At 39.6% G+C, this 17,028-nt stretch carries 16 protein-coding genes and 1 pseudogene; 6 read left to right on the top strand and 11 right to left on the bottom strand.

Annotation, left to right across the window (positions count from 1 at the left end; genetic code table 11):
- The first annotated feature begins 236 nt into the window (after window positions 1–236).
- Entirely contained in the window at window positions 237–554 is a 318-nt protein-coding gene (locus tag HT734_RS07495; protein WP_125411348.1) for a DUF960 domain-containing protein, read from the top strand.
- A gap of 161 nt (window positions 555–715) precedes the next feature.
- Here the strand turns inward: HT734_RS07495 and folK are convergent, their stop codons facing one another.
- The 6 genes from folK to HT734_RS07465 all read right to left on the bottom strand — a co-directional run bounded on the left by folK (window position 716) and on the right by HT734_RS07465 (window position 6,687).
- Window positions 716–1,528 carry a 2-amino-4-hydroxy-6-hydroxymethyldihydropteridine diphosphokinase gene (folK, locus tag HT734_RS07490; protein ID WP_173277170.1) on the bottom strand — a complete coding sequence of 271 codons (813 nt, stop codon included), beginning with the start codon at window positions 1,526–1,528 and terminating at the stop codon, window positions 716–718.
- Window positions 1,529–1,570: 42 nt separating this feature from the next.
- Entirely contained in the window at window positions 1,571–2,125 is a 555-nt protein-coding gene (folE, locus tag HT734_RS07485) for a GTP cyclohydrolase I FolE (RefSeq protein ID WP_000380920.1), read from the bottom strand.
- Window positions 2,106–3,428 carry a folylpolyglutamate synthase/dihydrofolate synthase family protein gene (locus HT734_RS07480; protein WP_069129773.1) on the bottom strand — a complete coding sequence of 441 codons (1,323 nt, stop codon included), beginning with the start codon at window positions 3,426–3,428 and terminating at the stop codon, window positions 2,106–2,108. Before HT734_RS07480 ends, folE begins: the two co-directional genes overlap by 20 nt.
- A 1-nt stretch (window position 3,429) precedes the next feature.
- Window positions 3,430–4,410 carry a dihydropteroate synthase gene (folP, locus tag HT734_RS07475; protein WP_173277168.1) on the bottom strand — a complete coding sequence of 327 codons (981 nt, stop codon included), beginning with the start codon at window positions 4,408–4,410 and terminating at the stop codon, window positions 3,430–3,432.
- 93 nt (window positions 4,411–4,503) lie between these two features.
- A complete protein-coding gene (locus HT734_RS07470; RefSeq protein ID WP_050205223.1) occupies window positions 4,504–5,211 on the bottom strand; it encodes a CPBP family intramembrane glutamic endopeptidase in 708 nt (235 codons plus the stop codon).
- 57 nt (window positions 5,212–5,268) lie between these two features.
- Window positions 5,269–6,687, bottom strand: coding sequence for an NCS2 family permease (locus HT734_RS07465; RefSeq protein ID WP_173277165.1), 1,419 nt, complete (start codon window positions 6,685–6,687; stop codon window positions 5,269–5,271).
- 188 nt (window positions 6,688–6,875) lie between these two features.
- Between HT734_RS07465 and HT734_RS07460 the strand changes: the two genes are divergently transcribed.
- The 5 genes from HT734_RS07460 (at window position 6,876) to HT734_RS07440 (ending at window position 12,121) form a co-directional block, all read left to right on the top strand.
- Window positions 6,876–7,688 (top strand): Cof-type HAD-IIB family hydrolase, encoded by an 813-nt coding sequence (locus tag HT734_RS07460; RefSeq protein WP_173277162.1) that lies wholly within the window; start codon window positions 6,876–6,878, stop codon window positions 7,686–7,688.
- 374 nt (window positions 7,689–8,062) lie between these two features.
- Window positions 8,063–9,082, top strand: a complete 1,020-nt coding sequence (gene adhP, locus HT734_RS07455; RefSeq protein WP_140833296.1) for an alcohol dehydrogenase AdhP — start codon at window positions 8,063–8,065, stop codon at window positions 9,080–9,082.
- Between the two features lie 234 nt (window positions 9,083–9,316).
- Window positions 9,317–10,306 (top strand): PTS sugar transporter subunit IIB, encoded by a 990-nt coding sequence (locus HT734_RS07450; protein WP_173277159.1) that lies wholly within the window; start codon window positions 9,317–9,319, stop codon window positions 10,304–10,306.
- Between the two features lie 76 nt (window positions 10,307–10,382).
- Window positions 10,383–11,195: a PTS mannose/fructose/sorbose transporter subunit IIC gene (locus HT734_RS07445; RefSeq protein ID WP_001280331.1), complete on the top strand. Its 813-nt coding sequence runs from the start codon at window positions 10,383–10,385 to the stop codon at window positions 11,193–11,195.
- A gap of 14 nt (window positions 11,196–11,209) precedes the next feature.
- Window positions 11,210–12,121 (top strand): PTS system mannose/fructose/sorbose family transporter subunit IID, encoded by a 912-nt coding sequence (locus HT734_RS07440; protein ID WP_000136858.1) that lies wholly within the window; start codon window positions 11,210–11,212, stop codon window positions 12,119–12,121.
- Window positions 12,122–12,355: 234 nt separating this feature from the next.
- On the opposite strand, the gene HT734_RS07435 is transcribed toward HT734_RS07440, so the two are convergent.
- The 5 genes and pseudogenes from HT734_RS07435 to pepC form a co-directional block, all read right to left on the bottom strand.
- A complete protein-coding gene (locus tag HT734_RS07435) occupies window positions 12,356–12,751 on the bottom strand; it encodes a leucine-rich repeat domain-containing protein (RefSeq protein ID WP_075230488.1) in 396 nt (131 codons plus the stop codon).
- 362 nt (window positions 12,752–13,113) lie between these two features.
- Entirely contained in the window at window positions 13,114–13,359 is a 246-nt protein-coding gene (locus HT734_RS07430; RefSeq protein ID WP_004238875.1) for a hypothetical protein, read from the bottom strand.
- A 166-nt stretch (window positions 13,360–13,525) separates the two neighbouring features.
- Window positions 13,526–14,104, bottom strand: coding sequence for a DUF4230 domain-containing protein (locus HT734_RS07425; RefSeq protein WP_000493216.1), 579 nt, complete (start codon window positions 14,102–14,104; stop codon window positions 13,526–13,528).
- A gap of 261 nt (window positions 14,105–14,365) precedes the next feature.
- Window positions 14,366–15,549: pseudogene (locus tag HT734_RS07420) on the bottom strand (ISL3 family transposase).
- 138 nt (window positions 15,550–15,687) lie between these two features.
- On the bottom strand, window positions 15,688–17,022 hold the full coding sequence (gene pepC / locus HT734_RS07415) for an aminopeptidase C (protein WP_049532155.1): 1,335 nt from the start codon (window positions 17,020–17,022) through the stop codon (window positions 15,688–15,690).
- Between the last annotated feature and the right edge of the window lie 6 nt (window positions 17,023–17,028).

The raw sequence follows: 17,028 nt of genomic DNA, 5'->3' as shown, positions 1-17,028 counted from the left end.
CCATTTCCTTTCTATATCATACCTCACGAGACTCCAAAAAAGAGACGGTATGAAAATTTCGTTTTCATGATTCTACTTATTCCATTTTATCACTATTTGTAAACACTTTCAAGCATTTTTTGAAGATTGTTTGAAAAAAATTTCATAGAAAACTATGTTTATGAAGAAAAAATCACCTTTTCTTGATTTTTAATCCTATTTGCTGTATGATAAGGAAAAAGAAAGGAGGCAAAGATATGGCTTTTACCAATACCCACATGCGGTCGGCTAGTTTTGGCATTGTTACCAGCTTGCCTGATGATGTCATTGACTCTTTTTGGTATATTATTGACCACTTCTTAAAAAATGTCTTTGAATTGGAAGAAGAACTCGAGTTTCAATTGCTTAATAACCAAGGAAAAATTACCTTCCATTTTTCAAGTCAACATCTCCCTACAGCTATTGATTTTGACTTTAACCATTCTTTTGACCCTCTTTATCCCCCGAGAGTACTGGTTTTAGATATGGACGGTAGAGAAACTATCCTCCTCCCAGAAGAAAATGACCTATTTTAATACTCAATGAAAATCAAAGAACAAACTAGGAAGCTAGCCGCAGGTTGCTCAAAACACTGTTTTGAGGTTACAGATGGAAGCTAACGTGGTTTGAATTTTATTTTCGAAAAGTATAAAAACTCTAGCCTTCAGTTGCAAGTGACTGAAAACTAGAGTTTTTTCTATTTTTTCAAAGCATCATACAAGTTACGGATAGGTTGCTTTAATGTAGGATGGATAAAATGAGGTGCAATTTCCTGTAAGGACTCAAGGACAAAAAGGCGTTCCGCTATGTAAGGATGAGGCAAGATAAGGTCATCTGTATAAAGGATCTGGTCCTCCACAAAGAGCAAGTCCAAATCAATCAAACGAGGTCCCCAATGCACTTCTCTCACCCGTCCCATCTCTGACTCAATGGCTAACAAGGTCTCTAATAGCACTGGGGCAGGCAACCAGGTTTCAACCTCAACCACTTGATTAGCAAAGCTATCCTGCTCAACACCACCCCAAGGCTCCGTCGTTAAGACACTAGACTCTTTGAGAATATGGATACCACGAGCTCGCATGTTATCAATGGCTTGCTTCAAGTTTACTTGCTTATCTCCCATATTGCTTCCTAGGGCGATAAAGGCCCGTTGCTTACGGCGATGAATGGTTACCGAGCAAGTATCTAGTGGCAAATGCACTGGCGCCCAAGGTTTTTTCAGTTCCAGCTTTATTTCTTGGACAAGAGGATAGACCTCAAAAGTACGTTCTACCAGTTTGTAGGCTACCGTTTCAATCAAGTTCTCAGTTGTTTCCTGAAACCAAGTCGTCCACTGCTGACACAGTTCTCCGTAATGGACAGAGGCTGTTAAATCCAAGTCTGTAGCCGCCTTGGTCATATCATAGGATAAGATGGCTGAAACGACAAACTTCTGCCCCAATTCCTTCTCACTAGGAAAAAGACCATGATAGGCAAAAATTTCCAAATCCTTAATCTGCAGTTGATCCATAATGATTCCTTTCTAGAAAAATCCGCCCAAAGCGGATTCTTTTTATAGTCCCATTAAACGATAAGCCTGATCTCGGAGGTCCTTATCTGTTTCAAATAGACCACGAGCTACTGTCGTCAAGGTTGCAGTGCCTGGTTTTCTGACACCACGCATACTCATACACATATGTTCCGCCTCAATGACAACAAAGGCTCCTTTAGCACCTAGATACTCCATCAAGGCATCGGCCACTTCGATATTCAAACGTTCTTGAATTTGTGGTTTTTTCGAATAAACTTCAACCGTACGAGCTAGCTTAGACAAACCTGCCACACGGCCATCTGGAATATAGGCAATATGCGCTCTACCATAAAATGGCAAGAAGTGGTGTTCACACATGGTATGGAAAAAGATATCCTTTTCTACCACCATATTATCGTCAATAATCTCAAAAGATTTTGACAAATGTTCCTCCGCTGTTTGACCAAGACCTGAAAAAATCTCTTGGTACATACGAGCCACACGAGCAGGTGTTTCCTGCAAGCCCTCGCGGTTAGTGTCCTCTCCCACAGCCTCGATAATCATTTTTACAGCTGCTTCAATCTTTTGTGTATCCATTCTCGTTCTTCCTCTCCATCAGATAGGCTCTCACTTGGCTCAAGAAATACAAGGAACCTGTGACAATCCTAACTGTTTGTTTCTCTTCTTTTTTATATGTCAATTTCTGCTCTAGAAAATCCTGCCAACCTTGGTAGTTGAGATTTCTAGACTTAGCCGCCTCTTCCAGCATGCTTTCATCAGTCGCCCGACTATCGTCAAAGTGTGTCAGGGTAAGCTCGGTATCTGGTATTGCCCCCAGCAAATCCAACATATCCTCCAAGGCCTTGGTTTTGATACAAGTAAAGAGGATTTCCTTACGATAATCCGCAAAGCGTTCTTGCAAGGTTGCTATTAAAACCTTTATGGCATGGGGATTGTGAGCCCCATCCAAAATCATCAAGGGATCTCTTGACACAATTTCCAAACGCCCTGGCCAACCTGTTTCTTCCAAGGCCTGAGCAAGCAAGTCATTGCTTGCTAGTTCTCGACCATCTTCTTGACAAAAAGTATCAAGTAAAGCTATGGCCATCCCAGCATTCTCTATCTGGTGCAAACCAAGTAGGCCAGTCTGAAAGCGATCTTGTCTGACAGCACTGGTATAGTCAAAGACTTCACCTGTCACCACACTTTCTTTATGACGAACCTGATAATTTGCCCCGTAGGCAAGTCTCGGTACATCTTTCCCTTCCGCAATGCGGTCAATCACAGCCAAAGCTTCTGGAGCGATACGACCTGTTACCAAGGGAATACCTTGTTTGATAATACCAGCTTTCTGCTCTGCTATGGCTTCTAAAGTGTTACCAAGAAGGGCTACATGGTCCAGTCCAATAGTCGTGATGCCTGTTAGAATAGGCTGGCAGACATTGGTACTATCCAAGAGTCCACCCATGCCCACTTCCATGATAGCCACATCTACTTGCTCTGAGGCAAAGTAGTCATAGGCTATGGCTGTGATAATCTCAAACTCGGTTGTGCCCTGTAAATTAGCGGCCGCTTCTCCCTCCAGCAAAGACTGATAGTATTCCATGAGGGTTTCTAGCTTCGCTTCTGGGATAGATTCCCCATTGATGCTAATCTGCTCTGTGTAATGAATGAGATAGGGCGAGCTAAAAACACCAACTCTCAGCCCTAGCTTTTCTAGCATACTTTTCAAAAAAGCAATAGTCGAACCCTTGCCATTGGTCCCTCCGATATGGATGACCTTGAGTTTGAGATGGGGATTGTCACGCAAAGCTAACAGTTCCACCATTCGTTCCAAGCCAAAATGCGGTTGATCCGTCCGATAGTGGGCAATCCACTGATTATTTTCAAATTCTTTCATCTTATTTATATTGTTTTAAATCTAGATTTTCCGCTTCATCAGCCAGACGAATAGCGGAGGCAATTTCAACCGCCATCTTGTGACTAGCTACGTCATGCACTCGCACCACTTCTACACCCTGTCTCGCAGCGATACTAGTTACATGAGCCGAAGCCGTGTCTCGATTGCGGAAACCAAGTTCTGTCTCAGGATTGACATCAAAACCATTTTCTTCAAGAATATTGATGACAAATCGCTTGCGCGACACTCCGAGAAAGATTGGATATCCTTTCTGATGTAGTTTATCCAGGTCCCGTAAAAGAAGCAAATTTTCTTTCTTGGTCAGACCAAAGCCGATTCCTAGATCCAACAGGATATTTTCTTGTGCGATTCCAGCTTGATTTGCTCTCGCTAGGGCTCGTTCAAAGAAAGTCTCCATCAAGTCTTCGATTGGCATTTTTTCAAAGTCAGCTAACTCTTCCTCTGTAAAAGCTTGACCAACACCGAAATGAGGAAATATGAGCGAGCTAGGATGCTGAGGTCGCGCCATGACTGGATTAAACATAATGACTACTTTCGCACCAGCCTTAGCAACCACATGGGCCATTTTCTCATCACCCATAAGACCAGTGATATCATTGACTATATTGGCACCAGCATCCAAAGCAGCCTCTGCCACCTGACTCTTCCAAGTATCAATAGAGATGAGGACATCACTTTCCTTGCGAATCGCTTTAATCACTGGAACAACACGCTGGATTTCCTCTTCTATCTCAACATAGCTACTGCTACTTCCCGGCCGAGTCGATTCTCCGCCGATATCGAGCATACTAGCCCCTTCTGCTATCAATTTACGAGCCTGCTGGAGTGCCTGCTCAAGAGCAAAAAATTGACCACCATCCGAAAAGGAGTCTGGGGTTACATTGATAATTCCGCAAATAGCTGTCTTTGCATGATTGGCTTTACTTGACATATCGGTCACTCCCTCAAGGCTTTTCATCATATTATTTCTCTATTTTACCATAAAAAGAAAAAGATGGACACGATTGCATTCATCTTTTTCCCAGTAGAAACAAGTAAGCAATTGTCAAAAATCTTAAACAGAAATCCCTAATGTCCGACTCATGATCACCACAAGAGCCAACAAACAGAAAGCAACCCCATTAACAATCATGTGAAGCAAGATAGACATTTCCAAACGTTGGGTCTTGTAAGCCGTCCAAGACAGAACGATCGACATACCTCCATAAATCAATAAAGAAGGTAAATTACTTGGTTGATGCAATAAAGCAAAGACAATCGTACCAACTACAAATCCCCAGCTCTCCTTACCTCGGAAAATCTTTTTAGGAATAATTCCACGGCACAAGATTTCCTCACAAATCGGAGCAAGCAAGGCTAGCAAGAAGAAGCTAGAAATCAGAGAACTATTCTGAACCATGTCGTTAATCTGAGACTGATTCCCTGTTGTCGTCTCATTTGACAGTTGTAACAAGATAGAACCAATTATATTTGAACAGATAATGACTAAATAACTCAAGCCTAAACGTGCCAAATCCTTAGCTCTAAAAAAAGAAAAATTAAAACTTGCTAACTGCGTTTTACGAGCTCCAATAATAAATAGCGCTAAAACCACAATTGAAATACCAGCAACTATCAGCCCTGACTGTAACAGTGGTACTGCATTTAAAGTTAAAATGGAAGTAACTGCCAAAGGAATCTGATATAAAATTGTCGCTAGCAAAAAGACCAAAATCCAACCTGCACGATTCAACAATTCTTTCCACATACTTTTCTCTTCCATCATTCATCTCCTAGACTTTGTATTAAAAAAAGGGGGAAATCCCCCTGGGTAATTCTATTATAGGGCCATGCTGATATAGTTAAGGATAAACAAGGCATCCAAAATCCAAATCATGACATGAACATCTTTAGCTTGACCTTTGACAATCTTAGTCAAAGTGTAAGTCAAGAAACCAACTGCAATCCCTTGAGTGATAGAGTAGCTGAATCCCATAAAGATAGATGTGAAGAAAGCAGGAACCGCTTCAGACATATCATCCCAATGAATATTTTTCAAGCTAGCCAACATCATAATCCCAACAATAATTAAGATTGGAGCTGTAGCGGCTGTTGGTACAATCGCTAAAAGTGGGCTAAAGAAGCTTGAGATCGCAAAACAGATAGCTACAACCAAGGCTGTCAAACCAGTACGTCCACCTGCACCGATACCAGCAGCAGACTCAACATAAGTCGTCACGTTTGAAGTACCAGCTACTGCACCAATTGTTGTAGCAATTAAATCAGAATAAAGAGCTTTGTCCAATTTAACTGATTCCTTGTTTTCACCTTTAGAAGCAATGATTCCAACTTTTTCACCAGTACCAATTAGAGTACCAATTGTATCGAAAATATCTGTTAACGAGAAGGCCAGAATAGCCATAAGAGTCTCAGGTAAGCGAGCTGTATCTGAAATCAAAGCTCCCAAACCTTCTGAACCAAGAGCTGCACCAAAAACTTTCTTCAAATCTTCTACCGCAGCACCCAAGTGATTATTTGAAAAATCAATGCTAGAAATATTAACTAAACCTACTGCAATTGCAAGAACTGTTGTTGTTAAGATAGAAAGGATAATCCCTCCCTTAATGCCTTTGATGACAAAAAAGATAGTAATGGCAAGTCCTGCAAGAGCTACCAAAACAGCTGGGTTATTAAAGTCAACCAATCCTGGAACCGCTGAAGAGTTTGCTGCAATCGTTGCTTGAGCTTTGTCAGCCCCTTCTCCTACAACAGTATAGTTACCTGGATCAATCGTAAACTTCAAAAGTCCAGCATTCTTGATCCCTACATAGGCAAGGAAAACACCGATACCTGCTGAAATAGCTGAACGAAGAGCAGTAGGAATGGATTCAATGATCATTTTGCGTACATTTGTCAAAGTAATAATCAATGAAATAATACCACAAATGAAAACCATAGCCAAGGCTTCTTGCCAAGAATAACCAAGTCCAAAGACAACTGTAAAGGTAAAGAAAGCATTCAGTCCCATACCTGGTGCTTGAGCATATGGTAAGTTAGCATAAAAAGCCATCATAAGAGTTCCTACCACAGAACCAATAATCGTTGCTAGGAAGATACCCTGAGCAGGCATTCCTGTTTGCGAAAGAATTTGTGGGTTTACAAAGAGAATATAGCTCATTGCAAAGAAAGTTGTTAAACCAGCGAGAACCTCTGTACGAACGTCTGTACCGTTCTCTTTTAGTTTAAATAATTTGTCCATTATCAATCTCCTTTTAATTTTTACGAACAATAATAGAATTATATCATTTATCATTCACTTTTTCAATATATTTGTTTAATTTATTTAATAAAATGATGGAATTTCTTTTTTGTTTGGAATCTGCTTTTCTCTCTGCTTTTTGTTATAATAGTAGACATCTTATCTGGAAAGACACTAGAAAGGTTCATATGACGAAAAAAATTATTGCAGTTGACCTAGATGGAACCCTGCTCAACTCAGACAGTCAGATTTCTGACTTTACCAAAGAAACCATTAAAAAAGTTGCTGAACAAGGGCATCAGATTATTATTACGACAGGTCGCCCTTACCGCATGTCAAAAGATTTCTACCATGAATTAGGCTTAGACACTCCTATGATTAATTTCAACGGCTCCCTTACTCATTTACCAGGCCAAGTTTGGGACTTTGAAAAGTGTTTAACGGTAGACAAAAAATATCTTTTAGATATGGTTCGACGTTCAGAGGACATTCAAGCCGATTTTATCGCTGGAGAATACCGTAAAAAATTCTACATTACAAATCCTAATGAAGAAATTGCCAATCCCAAACTATTTGGCGTAGAAGCTTTCCAACCTGAAGATCAATTCAAGCCTGAATTGGTGACCAAGAACCCTAACTGTATTCTCTTGCAGACCAGAGCCAGTGACAAGTATGCCCTGGCAAAAGAAATGAACGCCTTCTACCAGCATCAACTGTCTATTAATACCTGGGGAGGTCCTCTCAATATCCTTGAATGTACCCCAAAAGGAGTCAATAAGGCCTTCGCTTTGGACTACTTGCTCAAGGTAATGAACCGTGACAAAAAGGATTTGATTGCCTTTGGAGATGAACACAATGATACCGAAATGCTAGCTTTTGCTGGAAAGGGCTATGCCATGAAAAATGCCAATCCAGAGCTACTCCCCTATGCGGATGAGCAAATTTCCCTGACCAACGACCAAGACGGGGTTGCCAAAACCCTACAAGACTTATTCTTATAACCTATACTGATACTCAATGAAAATCAAAGAGCAAACTAGGAAGCTAGCCGTAGGTTGCTCAAAGCACTGCTTTGAGGTTGTAGATGAAACTGACGAAGTCAGTAACCATATATACAGCAAGGCGAAGCTGACGTGGTTTGAAGAGATTTTCGAAGAGTATGACCAGCTTGCAGGCTGGTCTTTGTGTTCTTTTCACAGTCTCATCAACCGGTTAATCGATTATTCGACTTTTTGCCTCCAAAACCTTGGAAAAGGCTTTCTTTTGTGATATAATTCACATATAAATACAAGAGAGCTCGTCACACTCGACTCTGTTGAAAAAATCAATCCAGTCCCGTTGTCCCTGTTCTCGGCCAATATCAAGGAGGATAGCTATGAAAGCTGTTGTTGTAAATCCAGAAAGCACTGGTGTTGCTATTGAAGAAAAAGTACTCCGTCCACTTGAAACTGGGGAAGCACTTGTAGAAATTGAATACTGTGGTGTTTGCCACACTGACCTCCATGTTGCCCATGGTGACTTCGGTCAGGTGCCGGGGCGTGTCCTAGGACATGAAGGTGTTGGTATCGTTAAAGAAATTGCGCCAGATGTTAAAAGTCTTAAAGTTGGTGACCGCGTCAGCGTTGCTTGGTTCTTTGAAGGATGTGGTACTTGTGAATACTGTACAACTGGTCGCGAAACCCTTTGCCGTACAGTAAAAAATGCTGGTTACTCAGTAGACGGTGGTATGGCTGAACAGTGTATTGTAACTGCAGACTATGCTGTCAAAGTTCCTGACGGACTTGATCCAGCCCAAGCTTCTTCTATCACATGTGCTGGTGTAACAACCTATAAAGCTATTAAAGAAGCAAAAGTTGAACCAGGCCAATGGGTTGTTCTATATGGTGCTGGTGGACTTGGTAATCTCGCTGTTCAATATGCTAAAAAAGTTTTCAACGCTCATGTTGTCGCAGTTGATATCAACAATGATAAACTTACCCTTGCAAAAGAAGTGGGTGCGGACATTGTTATTAACGGCCTCGAAGTTGAAGATGTACCAGGCCTAATCAAAGAAAAAACAGATGGAGGAGCCCACTCAGCTGTTGTAACTGCTGTATCTAAAGTTGCCTTCAATCAGGCTGTTGACTCAGTTCGTGCTGGTGGTCGTGTCGTCGCTGTCGGTCTTCCTTCTGAAATGATGGAACTCAGCATTGTTAAAACCGTTCTAGATGGAATCCAAGTTATCGGTTCTCTTGTTGGAACTCGTAAAGACTTGGAGGAAGCCTTCCAATTCGGTGCAGAAGGTTTGGTAGCCCCAGTTGTCCAAAAACGTCCAGTAGAAGACGCTGTAGCAATTTTCGACGAAATGGAAAAAGGTCAAATCCAAGGACGTATGGTACTCGACTTCACCCACTAATTTAATAAAAATCTTTTTTAAAAGTTGGAATGCGCTTCCAACTTTTTTATATTAAATTTTTAAATAAGGAATCAAAAAACTCCTCCAAAACTTAATATATCAACACTTTTAAAGAAAGCCTTTTTATTTTTTTATGCTAAATAGTTGATTTTTATATGAAAACGGTTTATACTTATCTAGTCTTAAAGTTTTCTTAAATGAAAACTGAAAAAACAAAAAGGAGGAATGACAATAATGAGTATCGGAATCATTATTGCGAGCCACGGTGAATTCGCTGCAGGTATTCATCAGTCAGGATCTATGATTTTTGGTGAACAAGAAAAGGTTCAAGTTGTAACCTTTATGCCAAATGAAGGTCCAGATGACCTATATGCTAAATTTAACAACGCTGTGGCTGCATTTGACGCAGAAGATGAGGTACTAGTTTTGGCTGACCTTTGGAGTGGTTCTCCATTCAACCAAGCTAGTCGCGTAATGGGAGAAAATCCTGATCGTAAGTTTGCCATCATCACAGGACTTAACTTACCGATGTTAATCCAAGCCTATACAGAGCGCCTCATGGACGCTACAGCAGGCGTGGAAAAAGTCGCTGCGAATATTATCAAAGAAGCCAAAGATGGCATCAAAGCTCTTCCAGAAGAGTTAAATCCAGTTGAAGAAGTTGCAAGTGCTGCAGCTGCTCCAGTTGCCCAAGCTGCTATCCCAGAAGGAACTGTTATCGGTGATGGTAAACTGAAAATCAATCTTGCCCGTCTAGACACTCGTTTACTTCACGGTCAAGTTGCAACTGCTTGGACTCCAGATTCAAAAGCAGATCGTATCATCGTTGCTTCAGATAACGTTGCAAACGACGACCTTCGTAAAGAATTGATTAAACAAGCAGCTCCAAATAATGTCAGAGCCAATGTGGTTCCAATTCAAAAATTGATCGAGGTTTCAAAAGACCCACGCTTTGGAGAAACACATGCCCTTATCTTGTTTGAAACACCTCAAGATGCCCTTCGTGCAATCGAAGGTGGCGTGCCAATCAAGACCCTTAACGTAGGATCAATGGCTCACTCAACAGGTAAAACAATGGTCAACAACGTTTTGTCTATGGACAAAGATGACGTTGCTACATTTGAAAAAATGCGTGACCTCGGTGTTGAATTTGACGTACGTAAAGTACCAAACGACACCAAAAAAGATTTGTTTGACTTGATTAACAAAGCCAACGTTCAATAATAGACATCAGTAACTATCGAAGAATTCTAAGAAAATTTTTCACTTTATTATCATTAAATAGAAAAGGAATAAAACCATGTCAGATATTTCAATTATTTCTGCTGTCTTGGTTGTAGTTGTTGCCTTCCTTGCAGGTCTTGAAGGTATCCTCGACCAATTCCAATTCCATCAACCAATCGTCGCATGTACCCTTATCGGTCTTGTAACTGGTAACCTCGAAGCAGGGGTTATGCTTGGTGGATCACTTCAAATGATCGCCCTTGGTTGGGCAAACATCGGAGCTGCCGTAGCTCCTGATGCTGCTCTTGCATCTGTTGCTGCAGCAATCATCTTGATTAAAGGTGGCAACTTTACTACTGAAGGTATCGCCGTTGCAACAGCAACAGCTATCCCTCTTGCCGTAGCTGGACTTTTCTTGACTATGATTGTTCGTACAATCTCAGTTGGTTTGGTTCACACTGCCGATGCTGCTGCTAAAGAAGGAAATATTGCAGCTGTTGAGCGTGCTCACTTTATCGCACTTCTTCTTCAAGGTCTTCGTATTGCTATCCCTGCTGCCTTCCTTATCGCTATCCCAGCTTCTGCCGTTCAAGATGCTCTTAAATTGATGCCAGACTGGTTGAACGGTGGTATGGCTGTCGGTGGTGCTATGGTCGTTGCCGTTGGTTACGCTATGGTTATCAACATGATGGCAACTCGTGAAGTATGGCCATTCTTCGCAATCGGTTTTGCCTTTGCTGCCATTTCTCAACTGACTTTGATTGCCCTTGGTGTAGTCGGTGTTGCCCTTGCCTTCATCTACCTTAACCTTTCAAAACAAGGTGGTAACGGTGGCGGAGGAGCTGCAACTTCTAACGACCCAATCGGTGATATCCTAGAAGACTACTAGAAAGGGGAACAATCATGACTGAAAAACTTCAATTATCAAAATCAGATCGTAAAAAAGTTTGGTGGCGTTCACAATTCCTTCAAGGTTCTTGGAACTACGAGCGTATGCAAAACTTGGGTTGGGCTTATTCATTGATCCCAGCTATCAAAAAATTGTACACTACTAAAGAAGACCAAGCTGCTGCTCTTGAGCGTCACCTTGAGTTCTTCAACACTCACCCATACGTAGCTGCTCCAATCATGGGGGTTACTCTTGCACTTGAAGAAGAACGTGCTAACGGTGTTGAAATCGACGACGCTGCTATCCAAGGGGTTAAAATCGGTATGATGGGACCTCTTGCTGGTATCGGTGACCCAGTATTCTGGTTTACAGTTCGTCCTATCCTTGGAGCTCTTGGTGCATCACTTGCTGCATCTGGTAACTTGGTTGGCCCACTTCTCTTCTTCTTCGGATGGAATGCGATCCGTATGGCCTTCCTATGGTACACACAAGAATTTGGTTACAAAGCTGGATCTGAAATCACTAAAGACATGTCTGGTGGTATCTTGAAAGACATCACTAAAGGAGCTTCTATCCTTGGTATGTTCATCCTTGCTGTTCTTGTACAACGTTGGGTATCGATCAACTTCACTGTTAACCTTCCTGGTAAACAATTAGCTGAAGGTGCCTACATCAACTTCCCAGAAGGACCTGTATCAGGTGCTGAATTGAAAGGTATCCTTGGTCAAGCACTTGGTGGATTGAGCTTAGACAAGATTCAACCACAAACTCTCCAAGGTCAGTTGAACTCATTGATTCCAGGATTAATGGGACTTCTCCTTACTTTCCTTTGCATGTGGTTGCTTAAGAAAAAAGTATCACCAATCTCAATCATCCTTGCTCTCTTTGCAGTAGGTATCGCAGCTCGTTTCTTCGGTATCATGTAATCTTGGTGAGAATGTACAAACAAAAAAAGAATCAGGTTTATCACCTGATTCTTTTGGCTCTTTGTCAAATAGTGTTGATGAAGAACCTAATGAAAAAAGAATCCAACAAAAATTGGACTACCTGTCTCCGGTTGAATACCGAAGACGGTAGCCCTAGGGTGTTTTTATTAAATTCTCACTTTTTGGGGTCAGTCCCTAAGCCTGATAGTAATTTTTTGTTCATACTATTCCCCTTTAGTCATTTACTACTTTAAGTTGCATTGCTTTAGCTACTTCTTCTGCCTTTGATCCCTTAGGTGTATGGATTTCTACATCTGGGTTACAGTTATCCACAAAATAGAAGTATTCTGTAATTTCTGTTACACTTGCTGGAATTGTAATAGATTTAATTGATGATGTCCCCCAAAATACTAATGTTCCAATACTCTTTGTTCCTTCTGGGAATACAACTGATTCTAATGAACTATCAGAGTTGAAAACATCATCTTCTACTGTTTCTATTGACTTACCAAAGTGGACATACTTTAACTTATTGTCAATCGTAAACGCACCTTTTCCAATATATCGTACTGTATCTGGTAAAACGATTGCCTCACAATGTTTCAAGTTCGCAAGACCACGTTCTCCAATTGCGATAACAGGTTTACCTTTAATTTCCTTTGGTACACGAACAACCTTATCGTCAGAAGTACAACTATAGATGACATAACCTTCTTCCCATAAATATACGCATGTTAATATATTAATATATTTAATGATTTATAACTATAGTTCCTTAATTTTCCCAGTAAAAAAACGAAAGGCACCACAAGTTATTTATGTGTTTTCTTTAAACGATTCATGTACTTCTGTCGCAACTTCTCACCCGCCTTTAATTGCGGTTGCGATAGATTGAGGACCTAAATATGCATCCCCTGTTATTAGTTCATTTCTATTGTATTCTGATGTTGACCGAAAGTCAAATTTTTACCTTTCATCTAGAACACTAAAGTCTACTTTTGTTCAATTGCTGCAACGACAAGGTCACATGGAATAATATGTTCACTACCTGCCACTTCATGCGTTGATCTTCTTCCACTTTCATCTGATTCACCAAGTTCCATTGTAATAACCTTTACACCAGTTACTTTCCCACTCTCATCACGCAATACTTCTTTAATATTCTCTAAGAAATGGAATGTAACACCTTCATTGTGTGCATCTTTGATTTGTAGTGTAGCTTCTAGTATATTGTTCATATGGTCATCATTCTTTTGTTTTAGGTTTCAGCGCTTTTAATATAATGGATGTTGGCCTTTTTGTATACACTAAAATAGGGTTGGTGGAAAATTTCCATCAACCCTAAAAATTATAGAACCACACAAAACCCTGACCAGAGATGGCCAGGGTTTTGTATTTCAAAAATTATTCTGTAAATTCTATAGTTACTTTTACTTCAGAATCCATTGAAGAAAATATTGTTTTATAATAATTGATTGCAGATTCTTTAATTTCACTCTTAAATTTATCTAAATACTCTGCTTGTTTATCACTAGAAAGTTGGTTAGCGACCAATTTCCCAGTATCAATATCTTCTGTAGTTCCACTTAATAACTCTCCATGACTATCATATAAATCATAAGGATTATCTTTTGAAAGTTCAACACCAATTACTTCCAATTTTGGAACAATAACCTTATATTCTTTTTCGCTTATTTGTTCAACCTTTACACTACTTTTAATTCCAAATTTAGCTTTATAATTTAAAATTACTAATGCTGCTTTTTTAGAGAACGGCACATCAAACCCAAAAACTTGAGTTGTTTTTGTTTCAGAAATAATTTCATTAATTCCCGCATTCAAAAATACAACTTCATTCACTTTTTCAATACTTTCGATATTAATTGACGATTTGACTTCTGATTTATGTTCCTTAGGTAAGAAAAATAGCACTCCAATAGCTATAATAGCTATTAATACCACATTCAATAGTACACTAAACATATTAACTTTCTTCTTTAATATAGACAAGATAAAAAAACCTCACTTTAAATAATCTATCTAAATTTTACACATTCTAAAGAAAATAGTCAATATTTTTTCGTACTATCTTCTAAAATTAATTGTGCCTATTAAAAATGAAATTAGTTTGTTGCATTTGATTATATTTTTTGAACACCAAATCCATTTAAAATTGAGTGCTATTTTGAGCACTAAAAAAGGGCTCTTTGTCAAATAGTGTTGATGAAGAAATTTAGGAAGGGATTAAGCAACTAATTGTTGCTTAATTCCTTTTTGTTTTGGGCCAAACATTTTTGTTATTAAAATAATCCTATTTCTAAAATGGTAATAGTTTCTAAAGCCGTAGGCATTTCTTTTAAGCACTTTTATTTTATTGTTTATTCCTTCAATAGGGCCATTTGTTCTAGTTGGATACTCACAAGTATTTTGAATATATGGCAAGTAAGTCATAAGAGTCTTTAATACTCTTTTTAAACCAGGAGATAGGTCTAATTGCGTAGCTGCTTCAATCGTTTCCTTGAATTCTATATAATCTCTATCCTGTATACATTCACGAAGTGAATGTACAACCTCATAATCATTTTTAAGAGATGGATTTTTTTCTAAGATATAATCTACGATTCCTTTACTTGTTATGAAGCTTTCAAAAAGCTTATAACGATTATATTTATAGTTCTGAAGTTCATTAGAGTTCTTTAAAATTAACTTCCAATAATGTTTTAACTTTCGATATAATTTAGAGTCTTTATAGCGATGCTTATTCATGACACGTACCCGAGTTCGATTTAATTCTCTATTTAAGGCTTGTACGATATGAAAAGGATCAATGATAATTTTAGCGTTAGGAAACATTTCTTTTATTAATTGAATGTACGGTAAGTACATGTCGATGGAGATAGTTTTTACCTTTAATCTAGTCTTAGGCTCAAAACGATGAAAATACTTTTTCAAGCTGTAAGATTTTCTATCTCGTACAACATCGACCAGCTTGTGTGTAGTGCTATCACAAATAATGAAGCTCATATTACTATCGGAAGATAGGTTTCAGATACTGTTTCACTTATTTTTGATTTAATTTCGTTTTTTAAGCGTTTAGAGATATGACAGTGTTTTTCTACGATTCGACTAGTGTCTGCGGTAAATGAAGAGCCGCATTCTCTACAGAGAAATCTCTGCTTGCGTAGATTTAAGTAGGCCGCTAGGCCTGAAACAGAACAGAGAGTGATACGAGATGTTTTCGTGCCGTTTTTAACGATATTATTATTTCGGCTAACACACCCACAAACGGTACAAAATTCTGGTTTATGCGTATAAGTAGCTGCATAAAATAAAGATTTTCTCTTTTTAAATATCTTCTCTTGAACTTTATTATCCCAAATAATGTTTTTATCTTTGATTTGTAGTGTAGCTTCTAGTATATTGTTCATATGGTCATCATCCTTTTGTTTTAGGTTTCAGCGCTTTTAATATAATGGATGTTGGCCTTTTTGTATACACTAAAATAGGGTTGGTGGAAAATTTCCATCAACCCTAAAAATTATAGAACCGTTCTTTTTATATCTCATTTATTCAGCCAAGGCACCCATTGGATCCCATGGTGCAAGGACGATTGGTTCTGCTTCATAGGCAGCTTGTTCTTCTGCTGTTAGTAATTCCTTACGAACAACAATTTGGTAAGTGTACTCGTCCATCCAAGCATCTGAAGCAACAAAGTAACCATCTGTACCGACCTTGTCTCCCCATGAGTTTTCAACTTTCCACTTGATTGTTTTGCCATTTTCATCCAAATCAACACCTGTCAAGACCATGGCGTGGGTCATCAAGCTTTCGCTGTAGTCCAAACGTCCAGCCTTGTCTTGAGTGAGTTGAATGTCCATGCTTGATTCAAAGTCATAAACATCTGTCGCAAGGATTCCCGCTTTACGGTTGCTGAGCTGGCCGACATCAGAACCAAACCAAACAGTCTCTCCTGCTTGCATTTGAGCAATCGCCAATTCTTTCAAGCGTTCCATAGGTACGTTGATATAGCGAACTGCACGGCTACCAACGACATTTCCCAACATCTCAACTGTGTATGATTTGCCATATGGTTTATCAGCAGTTGGAGCATTGATCACAGAAACGTAGTCTTCTAATGGAAGGTCGACATATTTCTTGTAAAACTCTTGTGGAGTGATACCTTTTTCGCTTTGGTAGTTATTGTCTTTATCACGATAAGCAAAGTCAAATTTACGTGGTGGGAGACCTAGTGACATTGCAAGGAAGTTAAAGATTTCTTGCAAGAGGTCTTCTTTCTTAGCCTGAACAGTTGCTTGATCAGCACCTGAAGTCAAGAGGTCACGTAAGATTTGAGCATCTTGACGAAGTAATTTATTAAGAATGGCATTAAGCTCACGGCTGCTACTAGATGAAACAGATTCAGGATAGACTGATTTAGGTACGACACCATATTTCTCAAAGAGAGAAACGACCATATCCCACTGACCACCGTCTTGTTGTGGTGTTTGGAGTAGAAATTTAACCTTGCGGCTCGTCAAGTCTTGGTCTGCAGTCGCAATGACTTGCTCCAAGAACCAGTTTGATTTCTCATACTTGTCCCAGAAGAAAGTATGAGCTTGTGACAACTCAAAGTTTTCTAGTTTGTATTGCGAGATGAGCTTGTGGCGGAAAGTGTTAAGGGCTGCAAACATCCAGCAACGACCAGACGCTTTCTGGTTGGTTACCTTGTCCTTGGTCAAATCCAATGAGAAAACAGGTGTATTGTCTACATGGCTTTGGCGACGTTCCAGAGCTGCAAAAATTCCGTTGTGGCTAGCAGCATTTTCAATCGCTTGGTATTTGACATTTGCTTCATAGTTGGCAAATAGTTTATCAGTAAATGATTCTTGAATCGCGTTCATAGATTC

The sequence above is a fragment of the Streptococcus sp. k-90 genome, from assembly GCF_013277565.1.
Classification (GTDB): Bacteria; Bacillota; Bacilli; order Lactobacillales; family Streptococcaceae; genus Streptococcus.
Note: the sequence above shows the minus strand (reverse complement) of the source record. Positions and strands in the feature narration are given on the sequence as shown.

What these genes read in the sequence shown, in the direction of transcription:
- HT734_RS07495 (WP_125411348.1), top strand. Translation starts at nt 237, where the DNA reads ATGGCTTTTACCAATACCCACATGCGGTCGGCTAGTTTTGGCATTGTT.
- folK (WP_173277170.1), bottom strand. Translation starts at nt 1,528, where the DNA reads ATGGATCAACTGCAGATTAAGGATTTGGAAATTTTTGCCTATCATGGT.
- folE (WP_000380920.1), bottom strand. Translation starts at nt 2,125, where the DNA reads ATGGATACACAAAAGATTGAAGCAGCTGTAAAAATGATTATCGAGGCT.
- HT734_RS07480 (WP_069129773.1), bottom strand. Translation starts at nt 3,428, where the DNA reads ATGAAAGAATTTGAAAATAATCAGTGGATTGCCCACTATCGGACGGAT.
- folP (WP_173277168.1), bottom strand. Translation starts at nt 4,410, where the DNA reads ATGATGAAAAGCCTTGAGGGAGTGACCGATATGTCAAGTAAAGCCAAT.
- HT734_RS07470 (WP_050205223.1), bottom strand. Translation starts at nt 5,211, where the DNA reads ATGGAAGAGAAAAGTATGTGGAAAGAATTGTTGAATCGTGCAGGTTGG.
- HT734_RS07465 (WP_173277165.1), bottom strand. Translation starts at nt 6,687, where the DNA reads ATGGACAAATTATTTAAACTAAAAGAGAACGGTACAGACGTTCGTACA.
- HT734_RS07460 (WP_173277162.1), top strand. Translation starts at nt 6,876, where the DNA reads ATGACGAAAAAAATTATTGCAGTTGACCTAGATGGAACCCTGCTCAAC.
- adhP (WP_140833296.1), top strand. Translation starts at nt 8,063, where the DNA reads ATGAAAGCTGTTGTTGTAAATCCAGAAAGCACTGGTGTTGCTATTGAA.
- HT734_RS07450 (WP_173277159.1), top strand. Translation starts at nt 9,317, where the DNA reads ATGAGTATCGGAATCATTATTGCGAGCCACGGTGAATTCGCTGCAGGT.
- HT734_RS07445 (WP_001280331.1), top strand. Translation starts at nt 10,383, where the DNA reads ATGTCAGATATTTCAATTATTTCTGCTGTCTTGGTTGTAGTTGTTGCC.
- HT734_RS07440 (WP_000136858.1), top strand. Translation starts at nt 11,210, where the DNA reads ATGACTGAAAAACTTCAATTATCAAAATCAGATCGTAAAAAAGTTTGG.
- HT734_RS07430 (WP_004238875.1), bottom strand. Translation starts at nt 13,359, where the DNA reads ATGAACAATATACTAGAAGCTACACTACAAATCAAAGATGCACACAAT.
- HT734_RS07425 (WP_000493216.1), bottom strand. Translation starts at nt 14,104, where the DNA reads ATGTTTAGTGTACTATTGAATGTGGTATTAATAGCTATTATAGCTATT.
- pepC (WP_049532155.1), bottom strand. Translation starts at nt 17,022, where the DNA reads ATGAACGCGATTCAAGAATCATTTACTGATAAACTATTTGCCAACTAT.